At 66.9% G+C, this 12,013-nt stretch carries 10 protein-coding genes, 1 tRNA gene and 1 other annotated feature; of the genes, 5 read left to right on the forward strand and 6 right to left on the reverse strand.

The features are described from left to right. Positions 1-46 precede the first annotated feature (46 nt). The 3 genes from ACWPN5_RS06960 to ACWPN5_RS06970 all read left to right on the forward strand — a co-directional run bounded on the left by ACWPN5_RS06960 (position 47) and on the right by ACWPN5_RS06970 (position 5,486). On the forward strand, positions 47-1,777 hold the full coding sequence (locus ACWPN5_RS06960; protein ID WP_145691085.1) for an NAD(P)H-dependent oxidoreductase subunit E: 1,731 nt from the start codon (positions 47-49) through the stop codon (positions 1,775-1,777). Between the two features lies 1 nt (position 1,778). After that, positions 1,779-4,532 (forward strand): formate dehydrogenase subunit alpha, encoded by a 2,754-nt coding sequence (gene fdhF / locus ACWPN5_RS06965; protein ID WP_492294995.1) that lies wholly within the window; start codon positions 1,779-1,781, stop codon positions 4,530-4,532. Between the two features lie 108 nt (positions 4,533-4,640). Further along, the gene (locus ACWPN5_RS06970; protein WP_051140212.1) at positions 4,641-5,486 is read left to right on the forward strand and encodes an IclR family transcriptional regulator; all 846 of its coding nucleotides are present in this window, start codon (positions 4,641-4,643) and stop codon (positions 5,484-5,486) included. Positions 5,487-5,920: 434 nt separating this feature from the next. Here the strand turns inward: ACWPN5_RS06970 and soxR are convergent, their stop codons facing one another. Continuing rightward, positions 5,921-6,385, reverse strand: coding sequence for a redox-sensitive transcriptional activator SoxR (soxR, locus tag ACWPN5_RS06975; protein WP_145691069.1), 465 nt, complete (start codon positions 6,383-6,385; stop codon positions 5,921-5,923). A gap of 97 nt (positions 6,386-6,482) precedes the next feature. Here soxR and ACWPN5_RS06980 point away from each other — a divergent pair, with 97 nt between their 5' ends. Continuing rightward, positions 6,483-6,743: a hypothetical protein gene (locus ACWPN5_RS06980; RefSeq protein WP_145678108.1), complete on the forward strand. Its 261-nt coding sequence runs from the start codon at positions 6,483-6,485 to the stop codon at positions 6,741-6,743. A gap of 127 nt (positions 6,744-6,870) precedes the next feature. Here the strand turns inward: ACWPN5_RS06980 and frc are convergent, their stop codons facing one another. Beyond that, positions 6,871-8,121, reverse strand: a complete 1,251-nt coding sequence (frc, locus tag ACWPN5_RS06985) for a formyl-CoA transferase (protein ID WP_492294998.1) — start codon at positions 8,119-8,121, stop codon at positions 6,871-6,873. 83 nt (positions 8,122-8,204) lie between these two features. Beyond that, the gene (locus ACWPN5_RS06990) at positions 8,205-8,633 is read right to left on the reverse strand and encodes a PAS domain-containing protein (RefSeq protein ID WP_040138264.1); all 429 of its coding nucleotides are present in this window, start codon (positions 8,631-8,633) and stop codon (positions 8,205-8,207) included. A gap of 538 nt (positions 8,634-9,171) precedes the next feature. Here ACWPN5_RS06990 and ACWPN5_RS06995 point away from each other — a divergent pair. Then, positions 9,172-9,261: transfer RNA gene (locus ACWPN5_RS06995), tRNA-Ser, on the forward strand. 657 nt (positions 9,262-9,918) lie between these two features. Here the strand turns inward: ACWPN5_RS06995 and ACWPN5_RS07000 are convergent. The 3 genes from ACWPN5_RS07000 to tnpB all read right to left on the reverse strand — a co-directional run bounded on the left by ACWPN5_RS07000 (position 9,919) and on the right by tnpB (position 11,803). Next, positions 9,919-11,150, reverse strand: a protein-coding gene (locus ACWPN5_RS07000; RefSeq protein ID WP_492295000.1) for an IS3 family transposase whose coding sequence is annotated in 2 segments (ribosomal slippage) — positions 9,919-10,859 and positions 10,859-11,150 — 1,233 coding nt in all. Because the reading frame shifts where the segments join, the coding sequence is not laid out codon by codon here. After that, positions 10,750-10,866 (reverse strand) — a sequence feature (AL1L pseudoknot). It overlaps the preceding gene by 117 nt. After that, positions 11,116-11,574: a transposase domain-containing protein gene (locus tag ACWPN5_RS07005; RefSeq protein ID WP_492295002.1), complete on the reverse strand. Its 459-nt coding sequence runs from the start codon at positions 11,572-11,574 to the stop codon at positions 11,116-11,118. Before ACWPN5_RS07005 ends, ACWPN5_RS07000 begins: the two co-directional genes overlap by 35 nt. Before the next feature lie 64 nt (positions 11,575-11,638). After that, the gene (gene tnpB, locus ACWPN5_RS07010; protein WP_492295004.1) at positions 11,639-11,803 is read right to left on the reverse strand and encodes an IS66 family insertion sequence element accessory protein TnpB; all 165 of its coding nucleotides are present in this window, start codon (positions 11,801-11,803) and stop codon (positions 11,639-11,641) included. Between the last annotated feature and the right edge of the window lie 210 nt (positions 11,804-12,013).

Consider the following 12,013-nt stretch of genomic DNA (forward strand, 5'->3'; position numbering starts at 1 on the left):
CCCAACGTTACGAAAAATCAGCCTGAGACGAGAGGGGAGGGCGGACATGGACACGGCCATCGTCGCCAAAGACGACAACAAAAGGCGCGCCATCCATCCCGGTTCGGGGCGCCGGAACACCCGGCCCCAGCCGAAGGGCCGGCAGGTCGATCCGGCGGCCCTGGCGGAGGTGCAGGAGCTTCTCGGTGACCGGTCCCGGCAGCGGGACCTGCTGATCGAGCATCTGCACCTGTTGCAGGACACCTATCACGGGCTGCACGCCCGCCATCTCGCGGCGCTCGCCCACGAGATGCGGCTGGCCCTGGTGGAGGTGTACGAGGTGGCGTCCTTCTACGCCCACTTCGACATCGTGATGGACGGGGAGGACGCCCCTCCGCCCGTGACCGTCCGGGTCTGCGACAGCCTGTCCTGCTGCATGGCCGGCGGCGAGAAGCTGCTCGACGAGCTGAAGGCCGCCGACATGGGGCCGGACGTCCGGGTGGTGCGCGCTCCCTGCATGGGCGCCTGCCACAACGCCCCGGCGGTGGCCATCGGCCACGCCCTGCACGAGAACGCCACGGTTGAGAGCGTGGTCACCGCCGTGAAGAACGGCGAGACGCACCCGCAGCTCCCCACTTATGTCAGCCTGGAACAGTACAAGGCGGAGGGCGGCTACCGCCTGCTCGCCGACTGTCTGACGGGCAACGTCCCGGTGGACGACATCCTCGGCAAGCTGGAGGGCGCCAACCTGCGCGGCCTCGGCGGCGCTGGCTTCCCGACCGGCCGCAAGTGGCGCTTCGTCCGCCACGAGCCCGGCCCCCGCCTGATGGCGGTGAACGGGGACGAGGGCGAGCCGGGCACCTTCAAGGACCGCTTCTATCTGGAGAACGATCCGCACCGCTTCCTGGAGGGGATGCTGATCGGCGCCTGGGTGGTCGAGGCGACCGACGTCTACATCTACCTGCGCGACGAGTACCCGCACATCCGCGAGGTGCTGGAGCACGAGATCGCCGCCGTGGAAAAGGCCGGCCTCGCCGGGCACACCCGCATCCATCTGCGGCGCGGCGCCGGGGCCTACATCTGCGGCGAGGAGTCCGCGATGCTGGAGAGCATCGAGGGCAAGCGCGGCCTGCCGCGGCACAAGCCGCCCTTCCCGTCGGTCGTCGGCCTGTTCGGCCGCCCGACCCTCATCAACAACGTGGAGACGCTGTTCTGGATCCGGGACATCCTTGAGAAGGGCGCCGACTGGTGGGGCAGCCACGGGCGCAACGGCCGCAAGGGCCTGCGCAGCTACTCCGTCTCCGGCCATGTGAAGGACCCGGGCGTGAAGCTGGCCCCCGCCGGCGTCACCATCCGCGAGCTGATCGACGAGTATTGCGGCGGCATGGCCGACGGCCACACGCTCAAGGGCTACCTGCCCGGCGGCGCGTCGGGCGGCATCCTGCCCGCCAGCATGGACGACATCCCGCTGGACTTCGGCACGCTGGAGCAGCACGGCTGCTTCATCGGCTCCGCCGCGGTGGTCGTGCTGTCGGACCAGGACGACATGCGCAAGGTCGTGCGCAACCTGCTGGACTTCTTCGAGGACGAGAGCTGCGGCCAGTGCACGCCCTGCCGCGTCGGAACGGAGAAGGCGGTGGCGCTCATCAAGCAGCCGGTGTGGGACGAGCCGCTTCTGACGGAGCTCGCCCGGCTGATGGGCACGGCGTCGATCTGCGGCCTGGGTCAGGCCGCGATGAACCCACTCAAGAGTGCGCTGAAGCACTTCCGCGACGATCTGCGCGGGGAGGTCCGGTGATATGAGCGACCGCATCCTGTTCCACCTCGACGACGAGCTCGTCGAAGCCCACGCCGGCGAAACCATCTGGCAGGTCGCCAACCGCCTGGGCACCGAGATCCCGCATCTCTGCTACGCCGACGAGCCGGGCTACCGCGCCGACGGCAACTGCCGGGCCTGCATGGTCGAGATCGACGGCGAGCGCGCCATGTCGGCCTCCTGCGTGCGCCACCCGACGCCGGGCATGCGCGTCCGCTCGGCCAGCGAGAACGCCAAGTTCGCCCGCAAGATGGTCATCGAGATGCTGGTCGCCGACCAGCCGAAGCGGGAGGAGGCCCACGATCCGGACAGCAAGTTCTGGCGCTGGGCCGACCGCCTGGAGGTCTCGGACAGCCGCTTCCCCAGCCGGGAATGCGCGCCGAAGCCCGACTTCAGCCACCCGGCCATGGCGGTGCAGCTCGACGCCTGCATCCAGTGCAACCTGTGCGTCCGCGCCTGCCGCGAGGTCCAGGTCAACGACGTCATCGGCATGGCGCTGCGCGGCCACAAGGAGACGATCGTCTTCGACTTCGCCGATCCGATGGGCGACAGCACCTGCGTCGCCTGCGGCGAGTGCGTCCAGGCCTGCCCGACCGGCGCGCTGATGCCGAAGACTCAGGTGGACATGAACAGCGGCGTCTTCGCCGCCGCCCCGGACCGCCAGGTCGACAGCGTCTGCCCCTATTGCGGCGTCGGCTGCCAGCTGACCTACAACATCAAGGACGAGAAGCTGCTGTCGGTGACCGGCCGCGACGGTCCCGCCAACAAGAACCGGCTGTGCGTGAAGGGCCGCTTCGGCTTCGACTACATCCACCACCCGCACCGCCTGACCAAGCCGCTGATCCGCAAGGAGGGCGTGTCCAAGCACGACGTGGACATCGACCCGCTCAACCCGCTGACCCACTTCCGCGAGGCGAGCTGGGAGGAGGCCCTGGAGGTCGCCACCGCCGGCCTGCGCAAGATCCGCGACGAGCGGGGCGGTTCGGCGCTCGCCGGCTTCGGTTCGGCCAAGGGCTCCAACGAGGAAGCCTACCTGTTCCAGAAGCTGGTGCGCGTCGGCTTCGGCACCAACAACGTCGACCATTGCACCCGGCTGTGCCACGCCTCCTCGGTGGCGGCGCTGATCGAGGGCATCGGGTCGGGCGCGGTGACCGCTCCCTTCATGGCGGCCAAGGACGCCGAGGTGATCGTCGTCATCGGCTCCAACCCGACGGAGAACCACCCGGTCGCCGCGACCTTCTTCAAGAACGCGGCCAAGCGCGGCGCCAAGCTGGTCATCATGGACCCGCGCGGCCAGGTGCTGAAGCGCCACGCCAGCCACATGCTCCAGTTCAAGCCGGGCCGCGACGTGCCCATGCTGAACGCCATGCTGAACGTCATCATCAGCGAGGGGCTGTACGACGCGCAGTATGTGGCCGAGCACACCCAGGACTTCGAGGAGCTGCGCGCCCACATCGCCAGCTTCACCCCGGAGGCCATGGAGCCGGTCTGCGGCATCCCCGCGGAGCAGCTCCGCGAGGTCGCGCGCCTCTACGCCACCTCCAAGGGCTCGATCATCTTCTGGGGCATGGGCGTGTCGCAGCACACCCACGGCACCGACAACGTGCGCTGCCTGATCGCCCTGTCGCTGGTCACCGGCCAGATCGGGCGCCCCGGCACCGGCCTGCACCCGCTGCGCGGCCAGAACAACGTCCAGGGCGCCTCCGACGCCGGCCTGATCCCGATGATGTTCCCGGACTACCGTCCGGTGGACGATCCCGAGGTCCACGCCTTCTACGAGGATTTCTGGGACACCAAGCTGGACTCCAAGCGCGGCCTGACCGTCGTCGAGATCATGGACGCGATCCACGCCGGCTCGCTGAACGGCATGTACGTGATGGGTGAGAACCCGGCCATGTCCGACCCGGACGTGGAGCACGCCCGCGACGCGCTCGCCAAGCTCGACCATCTGGTGGTGCAGGACCTGTTCCTGACCGAGACGGCCAAATACGCCGACGTGGTTCTGCCCGCCTCGGCCTGGCCGGAGAAGACCGGCACGGTGACCAACACGAACCGCCAGGTCCAGCTCGGCCGCCAGGCCCTGCCGCCTCCGGGCGAGGCCCGGCAGGATCTGTGGATCGTCAACGCCATGGCCCGCGGCCTGGGTCTGGATTGGACCTACGAGCATCCGCGCGACGTGTTCCGGGAGATGAAGGGGGCGATGCCGTCGCTCGACAACATCACCTGGGAGCGGCTGGAGCGCGAGCGCTCGGTGACCTACCCCAGCCTGTCCGCGGACGATCCGGGCCAGGAGATCGTGTTCGGCGACGGCTTCCCCACGGCCACCGGCCGCGGGCGTCTGGTCCCCGCCGACGTGATCCCGCCGGCCGAGGAGCCGGACGCCGAGTTCCCGATGGTCCTGACCACCGGGCGCCAGCTGGAGCATTGGCACACCGGGTCGATGACCCGGCGCGCCCAGGTTCTGGACGATCTGGAGCCGGAGGCGGTGGCCTACATGAGCCCGGCGGACCTGCGGCGGATGGGGGCCAAGGGCGGCGACCGCATGAAGGTCACCACCCGGCGCGGCACCATCGAGCTGAAGGCGCGGTCAGACTACAACGTCCCGTCCGGGCTGGTGTTCGTGCCCTTCTGCTACGCCGAGGCGGCGGCCAACGTGCTGACCAACCCGAAGCTGGACCCCTACGGGAAGATTCCCGAGTTCAAGTTCGCCGCGGCCCGCATCGAGCCGGCGGCATAGCCAACCGGCGGCCCCCGCTCCCCGCCAGGGAGAACCGGGGGCCGCCACACCCGAGGACGACAACGGCGCGATGCAACAGCGCCGGACGATTTCGAGAGGGATGGAGCGATGAAGACGCAAGCGCTGATGATGGCACCCCCGGCCCCGCGGGCCGAAGGCCGCGCGGAAACCGTAGACCGTGCGGCGAAGGGCAATCTCGTTCAGTCGCTGTCGCGGGCGCTGAGCATCATGACCATCCTCGGCCAGTCGGACAGCCCGATGAGCCTGACCGCGGTGGCCGAGGCGGCGCATCTCTCGCCCTCCACGGCGCACCGTCTGCTGACCACCCTGCAGGAGGAGCGTTACGTGCGCTTCGACCAGGGCAAGCGCGGCTGGGCGGTCGGGGTGCAGGCCTACATGACCGGCACCGGCTTCCTGAAGACGCGCAGCCTGCTCGACGTCGCCCGCCCGCGCATGCGCCGGCTGATGGAGGAGACCAGCGAGGTCGTCAATCTGGCCATCGAGGAGAACGGCGAAGCCATCTATCTGCACCGCGTCGGCGGTCCCCGCGTCGCCCAGGCGGCGCTGCCCGTCACCGACCGCACGCTGCTGCACTGTTCCGCCGTCGGCAAGGCGCTGCTCGCCGGCATGCCCGACACGCGGGTGCAGAGCATCGTGACCCAGCGCGGCATGCGCCAGTTCACCCGGACCACCGTGTCGTCGATCCCGGCCCTGCACCGGGAGCTGATCCTGACGCGCGACCGCGGCTACGCCGTGGACCAGGAGGAGCGGGTCAGCGGCCTGCACTGCGTCGCCGCGGCGATCTACGACGAGCAGGCCCGCGTCATCGGCGCCCTGTCGCTGTCGAGCACCAACCGGCGCCTGGACGACGCCCGCGTCGTGGCCTTCGGCGAGATGGTCAAGCGCACCGCCGCGGCGGTCACCGCCGAGATCGGCGGGCGCTTCCCCACCTGATCTTTTGGCCTGATCCCTGGGCCTGATCCGGAACACCCTTACGGAATTCGAATTCGCGCCGGCCGGGAGGCGCGATCCGCCCCGATCCGCAAATCCTTCGGATTGGGTCGAGGCGGCTGTTACCCCGGTTTTCCTTCCTGTCACGTAGTGCTGCCCTGAAGAAACTGACCGCGCCCGCAACGGCGCGGTCTTTTTTTGCCAAAATACTTTGTTTCCGCAATGTGGAAACTTACGATTCCTTGTTGCGTACCGGAGAAGACTCGTGCATCATTCTTCTTACACAGGGTTCTTCACCCTTTGTATCGGGCGGGTTGTTGCTCCGCATTATATGCGAGCCTCTCGGATACTGGCCGTGCTGGAAACAGCACGGCCTTTTTATTGCCGAGACGGCGCCGGACGGGGAGGCTGTGCTGCAGTGCGGCAAAACAGCGCGGTCATCGCCGCGGATCAAGCAGGCGTGGGCCGGGACCATCCTCCGACAGCTCGTCCCAGGGGTTGCGCAGCGGGCATTCGCCGAGCGACAGGCAGCCACAGCCGATGCACCCCTCCAGCCCGTCGCGCAGCTTGGTGAGCACGGCGATGCGCTCGTCCAGGTCCGCTTTCCAGGCCGCGGACAAGCGTTTCCAGTCCTCTGCGGTGGGGGTGCGGCCGTCGGGCAGGGTCTTCAGCGCCTCCGCGATGGTGGCCAGGGGAACGCCCAGGCGCTGGGCGACCTTGATGACGGCGATGCGCCGGAGCACGTCGCGGGGGAAGCGGCGCTGGTTGCCGCTGCTCCGCCAGCTCGTGATCAGGCCCTTTGATTCGTAGAAGTGGATGGTGGACACTGCCACACCAGAGCGTTCCGCGACCTCGCCCACGGAAAGGTCCTTGTCGATGTCGGCGGGATCGAGAATCGCCATCGCCGGGCCTCCCCTGGGGTTCGGAACCTCTTGACCTCAAGTGAAGTTGAGGTCGTATCGAGAGAGAGTCAACAGCGCGCCGCATCGAGGGTAGCCGATGATTTCACCAACCTCCGTCGACTGGACTTCGCTCAACACCCTGCGCGCCACGCCGGGGCCGGAGGTGACGGCTCTGCCGGCCTCGTTCCTGACGATCACCAAGGCCGCGAACCTGAAGCCGGCCATCGTCCGCCCGGTGCTGGACGGGCTGCTGCGCCAGGGCTTCGTGCGCGAATACGAGACCCAGTACGGGAAGGCCTACGCCCGTACGCTGGAGGGCAACCAGCGCATCCGTGAAGTGAGGGAGTGGCTGCGCTGAAAGCGCCCCCTCTGCCTGGAGAGAGCGGGCCCTGGAAAGAACAGGGGGCCGTACGCATAAAAAGGAACGGCGCCCCTTTTGGGGGCGCCGTCTTCGCGAGGTGTGCCGTCAGACTGTCGGGAAGCGATCAGACAACCTTGTTGGCGTGCAGCTCGGCGATCTGCTCCGGCGTGTAGCCGAGGCTGGCCAGAACCTCGTCGGAGTGCTCGCCGAGGAGCGGCGAACCGGTCACTTCGACGGTCATGTCCGAGAACTTGATCGGGCTGCCGACCGTCAGGTACTTGCCGCGGGCCTTGTGATCGACCTCGACGATCGTGCCGCTCTTGCGGAGCGACGGGCACTCGGCGATTTCCTTCATGGTCAGCACCGGGGCGCACGGGATATCGAACTTGCGCAGGATGTCGACCGCCTCGTACTTCGTCTTGTCGGCCAGCCAGCCCTCGATGAAGGCGAAGATGTCGAAGATCTTGTCCTGACGCGCCTGGGCGGTGTTGTAGGCCGGATCGTCGATCCACTCCGGCTTGCCGAGAGCCTTACAAATCGGCGCCCAGGCATGGCCCTGGATGGTGAAGTAGATGTAGGCGTTCGGATCGGTCTCGGCGCCCTTGCACTTCAGGACCCAGCCCGGCTGACCGCCGCCGCCGGCGTTGCCACCGCGTGGAACCACGTCGGAGAACTCGCCGTGCGGGTACTGCGGGTACTCTTCCAGGTAGCCGACGCGGTCAAGACGCTGCTGGTCGCGCAGCTTGACGCGGCAGAGGTTGATGACCGAGTCCTGCATCGACACGGCGACCTTCTGGCCCTTGCCGGTCTTCGAACGGCCCATGAGGGCGGTCAGGATGCCGATGGCGAGGTGCATGCCGGTGTTGCTGTCGCCCAGCGCGGCGGCGCTGACGGTCGGCGGGCCATCCCAGAAACCGGTGGTCGACGCGGCGCCGCCGGCGCACTGGGCGACGTTCTCGTAGACCTTCAGGTCTTCGTAATGGTGGCCATCGCTGAAGCCCTTCACCGAGGCGACGATCATGCCCGGGTTCAGCTCGTTGATGCGCTCCCAGGTGAAGCCCATGCGGTCGAGCGCGCCAGGACCGAAGTTCTCCACGAGGACGTCGGACTCCTTGATCAGCTTCTCAAGGATTTCCTTGCCCGCCGGGGTCTTGGTGTCCAGCGTCAGCGAGCGCTTGTTGCTGTTCAGCATCGTGAAGTAGAGCGCGTCCGCTTCGGGAATGTCACGGAGCTGGTTGCGGGTGACGTCACCGGAACCCGGCCGCTCCACCTTGATGACGTCCGCGCCGTACCAAGCGAGGAGCTGCGTGCAGGCGGGGCCGGCCTGAACGTGGGTGAAGTCGATGATCTTGATCCCTTCGAGCGGCTTGCTCATGGCTCGTTTACTCCCTCTCACTTATTGCGATGCCGTTGTTGAGCTCTGGACAACACGGACAAACTGGCGGGATGGGTTGCGGGTTACTGGCTTGCGGACTCCAACTCCGACAGGCGTCGGCGGAGCTTGCGCTCCTCGGCCCAGCGGCTGCTCTCGTCGCGGATGATGGCGACGATTCCGGTCACCGAGCCATCCGGCGCGGTCAGCAAGGCGACCGTGAAGGCGATGGACAGGGCGTGCCCGTCCTTGTGCAGGGCCGGGACGCGCAGCACATCGCTGCCGTAGCGCGTCTGGCCCGTGCGCATGGTGTTGGCGTAGCCGTCCCAATGGCGCTGGCGCTGGCGTTCCGGAATGATGATGTCGAGCGACTGCCCCAGCGCTTCGCCCTCCGCGAAGCCGAACATCCGCTCGGCCGCCGGATTCCACAGAGTAATGGCGCCTTGCGCGTCGGACACGACGATCGCGTCCCCGGCGGCCATGACCAGCTGTGCGAAATCGACTGTTGCACTCATGAAGCACTCGCTCCGACACCGGACCCGAAACTTTCCGGCACCGTCATGTTTTCTTCAAAACACGCCCGCGCCGTTGGTTTTGCACTTCGTTTCCGAAGCGCGATGGGATGTGAGATACCGTATACCAGATGCGAAATGCCTGGCAAGCTCTTTTGTGCGTTGGGCGAACTAATCGCGCTCCGGACCTTTCGCGGCAAATGCCGGAGACCGGCAATCCGGCTGGCGGGGCGGCCTTCCACGACGCCGAAGGGTGTGTTCGCTTGGCATGGCGATGTGCGGTTGGCGCCGCGCGTGACCGGCACCTGACGGAGGAGGCTCGCGCCAGCGTGAGCGCTGCAGCCCATGACGGTTCCGACCGTCCGGCATCGGGGGCTGTGGCCCCCTGTATGGTGGGACTCAAAAGCGAGTTGACCGCAGAAGCGCTCCGGGGCATGTTCGCGCCGTCCGTTGATCCCGAGTGCACGCGCACACGGGGTTGGTGGCGTGTTTGGGGACCAACGGCCCCGAACCCCACACAGCGAAGCGGAAATCGCTGATCGGATGGGTGGCCGAGTGGTTTAAGGCTCCAGTCTTGAAAACTGGCGTGGGGGCAACCCCACCGTGGGTTCGAATCCCACCCCATCCGCCATCCTCATCTAATTTCTCCTGTAGTATCAGGCGCTTAGGTCGACAGATTCATCCATACCTACGTCCTTACCCACGTTCGAGATGCGACTTCTCACGACCAGCAGCGAACAATCGCGGTCACACTGAGGCGCAACATGATCGAAGGTGAGCCTTTCAAACGGTCTTAGAGAGTTCCAAAACGCCCACAGGCGAGAGCGAATCGAGTTTCTCATCATCTTGCGAAGACGGCGTGCGCAGGACGATTAAAATGAGAAACATTGATTGAGCTTTCTAATTTTCGATCTTTCTCACCTCGTTGGCCTGCGCTACCATGCGGGCATGAATACCACCCCCCCTCCCCCTTCAGTTCCGGTTCGCGTTGGCAACGGTGGGAGCCACATGTCCATGCGCCGGGAACAATCTTCAACGATCAGTTTGGAGGAGATTGGGACAGATACCTAGCCGCTCTGGAAAATGCCGACCCACCAATCAAAGCCATCGGCATCACAGATTACTACGGTCTGGACTGTTACCGGTCGGTTTGCGACGAGCGTGCAAGTGGACGGCTTGCCGAATGCGACCTAATCTTCCCAAACATCGAAATGAGGCTCAATGTCGGGACGGTAAGGGGCGCGTGGGTTGAACCGCGCCGGGTTTCCCAGAGGCCGATTTGGTTGAGTCACGCCGCCATGGCGACGTCCTCGGTTTGAGCATAGTAGCGCGCTTCGGCCTCAGCGGGGGGAATGTTGCCGATGGGTTCGAGCAGACGCCGGTGGTTGAACCAGTCCACCCATTCCAGGGTGGCGAACTCGACGGCTTCCAGGGTGCGCCAGGGTCCGCGGCGGCGGATCACCTCGGTCTTGTAGAGGCCGTTGATGGTCTCGGCCAAGGCGTTGTCGTAGGAATCGCCGACGCTGCCCACGGAGGGCTCGACGCCGACGTCGGTGAGACGCTCGGTGTACTTGATGGCCACATATTGCGCCCCACGGTCGCTATGGTGGATGAGGCCGCTGCCCTTGGCCGGCCGGCGATCGTGGAGTGCCTGCTCCAGGGCATCCAGCACGAAGCCGGTGTGGGCGGTGCGCGACACCCGCCAGCCCACGATGCGGCGGGCAAACGTGTCGATGACGAAGGCCACGTAGACGAAGCCCTGCCATGTGGCAACGTACGTAAAATCAGCCACCCACAAGGCATTCGGGCGGGGCGCCTGGAACTGGCGGTTCACCCGGTCAAGCGGACAGGGAGTCGCCCGGTCGCTGAGCGTCGTCCGCACCGCCTTGCCGCGCGTAACGCCCCGCAGCCCCATGCGCCGCATCAGGCGAGCCACCGTGCAGCGTGCCACGTCGAGGCCCTCCCGCCGCAACTGCCGCCAGACTTTGCGTACCCCATAAACCTGGAAGTTCGCATCCCAGACCCGTCGGATAGCCACGCTCAGCTCCGCGTCGCTTCGCGAGCGGGCCGGCGCCTTGGCCGGATCGACCGTCCGGGCGGCATGGGCGTAGTAGGTGGACGGGGCGATCGGCAATACCTTGCAGATCGGCTCGACCCCGTGGACGGCGCGGTGCGCGTCGATGAAGGCGATCATTTCTTGAACGGGCGGTCGAGCTCCGCCTGGGCAAAATAGGCCGACGCCTTGCGCAGGATCTCGTTCGCCTGGCGCAGTTCCCGGTTCTCGCGCTCCAGCGCCTTGATCCGCTCCTGTTCGTCCGTCGTCGGCCCCGGCCGCTTGCCCTGGTCACGCTCGGCCTGCCGGACCCAGCCGCGCAGTGTCTCCGCCGTGCAGCCGATCTTCGCCGCGATCGAACTGATCGCCGCCCACTGCGAGGCGTGATCCCCCGCGTGCTCGAACACCATCCGCACCGCGCGTTCGCGGACTTCAGGAGCGTATTTGCGTGATGCCGCTTTCGTCATGATGACCCCAGTCTCTCAAGAAACGGGGCCTCTGGGAAACCCGGCGCGGTTCAGCGACATCGATGAGGATCTCTTCGCGCGGCAGATCGGTCGGCAGGTTGCCGCGGTTCATCCGACGCCGTAGCGGCGAAGGGGCCGGCTTGGCTGCAGCACAGCCGGTGGGCTCGGCCTCCTTGGCAGCCAGCGTCTGCTCCAGGTCCTCCAAGGCCAAGGCGAGCTGATCCGGATCGAGCGGTTCGGCCCGGCGGCCGAAGCGATGGCGCTGCAATTCCCGGATGATCTGGCGCAGCCGGGCGATCTCCTCCTCGGCCGAGGAGCGGGCCGCCGTCAACTCCGCGGCATGCCGGAGCCGTTCGGCCAACAGCAGGGCACGCAGTTCGTCCGGATCGCTGGGAAGGGTTTCAGGCGCGGTCGTCACGTCCACCAGTATAGCGGCGGCTTGCGCAGTCCTCGCCTCCGAAGCGGCAAGCGAGTCGCTGTGTCGCAGCTCAGCCGGCGGACGTCGGCCGAGGCACCCGCACGCCCCGCACCCGGGTCCAGTCCAGACCCTCGACGAGCGCCGAGAGCTGAGCCGGGGTCAGCCGGATCACGCCGTCGCGGATCGCTGGCCAGCGGAACCGGCCGGCCTCCAATTTCTTCGCGATGAGAACCATCCCCCCGACAAGGAACCTCTGCAAAGGAGGTCGGGTTTGATTCAGCGCCCGGTGTCGGCGCGGAGGCCCTGCGGGCGTTGGCGCACTGGGTGGCGAGGCACCATGCCCGAACCAGCGACAATAACCGAGACGGTGTCCTGGGGCGACCTGCCGCGCACACGCCGGCAGAGGCTGGCGGTGCTGGTGGGGCAATTGGCTTGGCGGATGGCG

The sequence above is a fragment of the Azospirillum sp. UENF 211521 genome (genome assembly GCF_058780535.1).

What these genes read in the sequence shown, in the direction of transcription:
- ACWPN5_RS06960 (WP_145691085.1), top strand. Translation starts at nt 47, where the DNA reads ATGGACACGGCCATCGTCGCCAAAGACGACAACAAAAGGCGCGCCATC.
- fdhF (WP_492294995.1), top strand. Translation starts at nt 1,779, where the DNA reads ATGAGCGACCGCATCCTGTTCCACCTCGACGACGAGCTCGTCGAAGCC.
- ACWPN5_RS06970 (WP_051140212.1), top strand. Translation starts at nt 4,641, where the DNA reads ATGAAGACGCAAGCGCTGATGATGGCACCCCCGGCCCCGCGGGCCGAA.
- soxR (WP_145691069.1), bottom strand. Translation starts at nt 6,385, where the DNA reads ATGGCGATTCTCGATCCCGCCGACATCGACAAGGACCTTTCCGTGGGC.
- ACWPN5_RS06980 (WP_145678108.1), top strand. Translation starts at nt 6,483, where the DNA reads ATGATTTCACCAACCTCCGTCGACTGGACTTCGCTCAACACCCTGCGC.
- frc (WP_492294998.1), bottom strand. Translation starts at nt 8,121, where the DNA reads ATGAGCAAGCCGCTCGAAGGGATCAAGATCATCGACTTCACCCACGTT.
- ACWPN5_RS06990 (WP_040138264.1), bottom strand. Translation starts at nt 8,633, where the DNA reads ATGAGTGCAACAGTCGATTTCGCACAGCTGGTCATGGCCGCCGGGGAC.
- tnpB (WP_492295004.1), bottom strand. Translation starts at nt 11,803, where the DNA reads ATGGTTCTCATCGCGAAGAAATTGGAGGCCGGCCGGTTCCGCTGGCCA.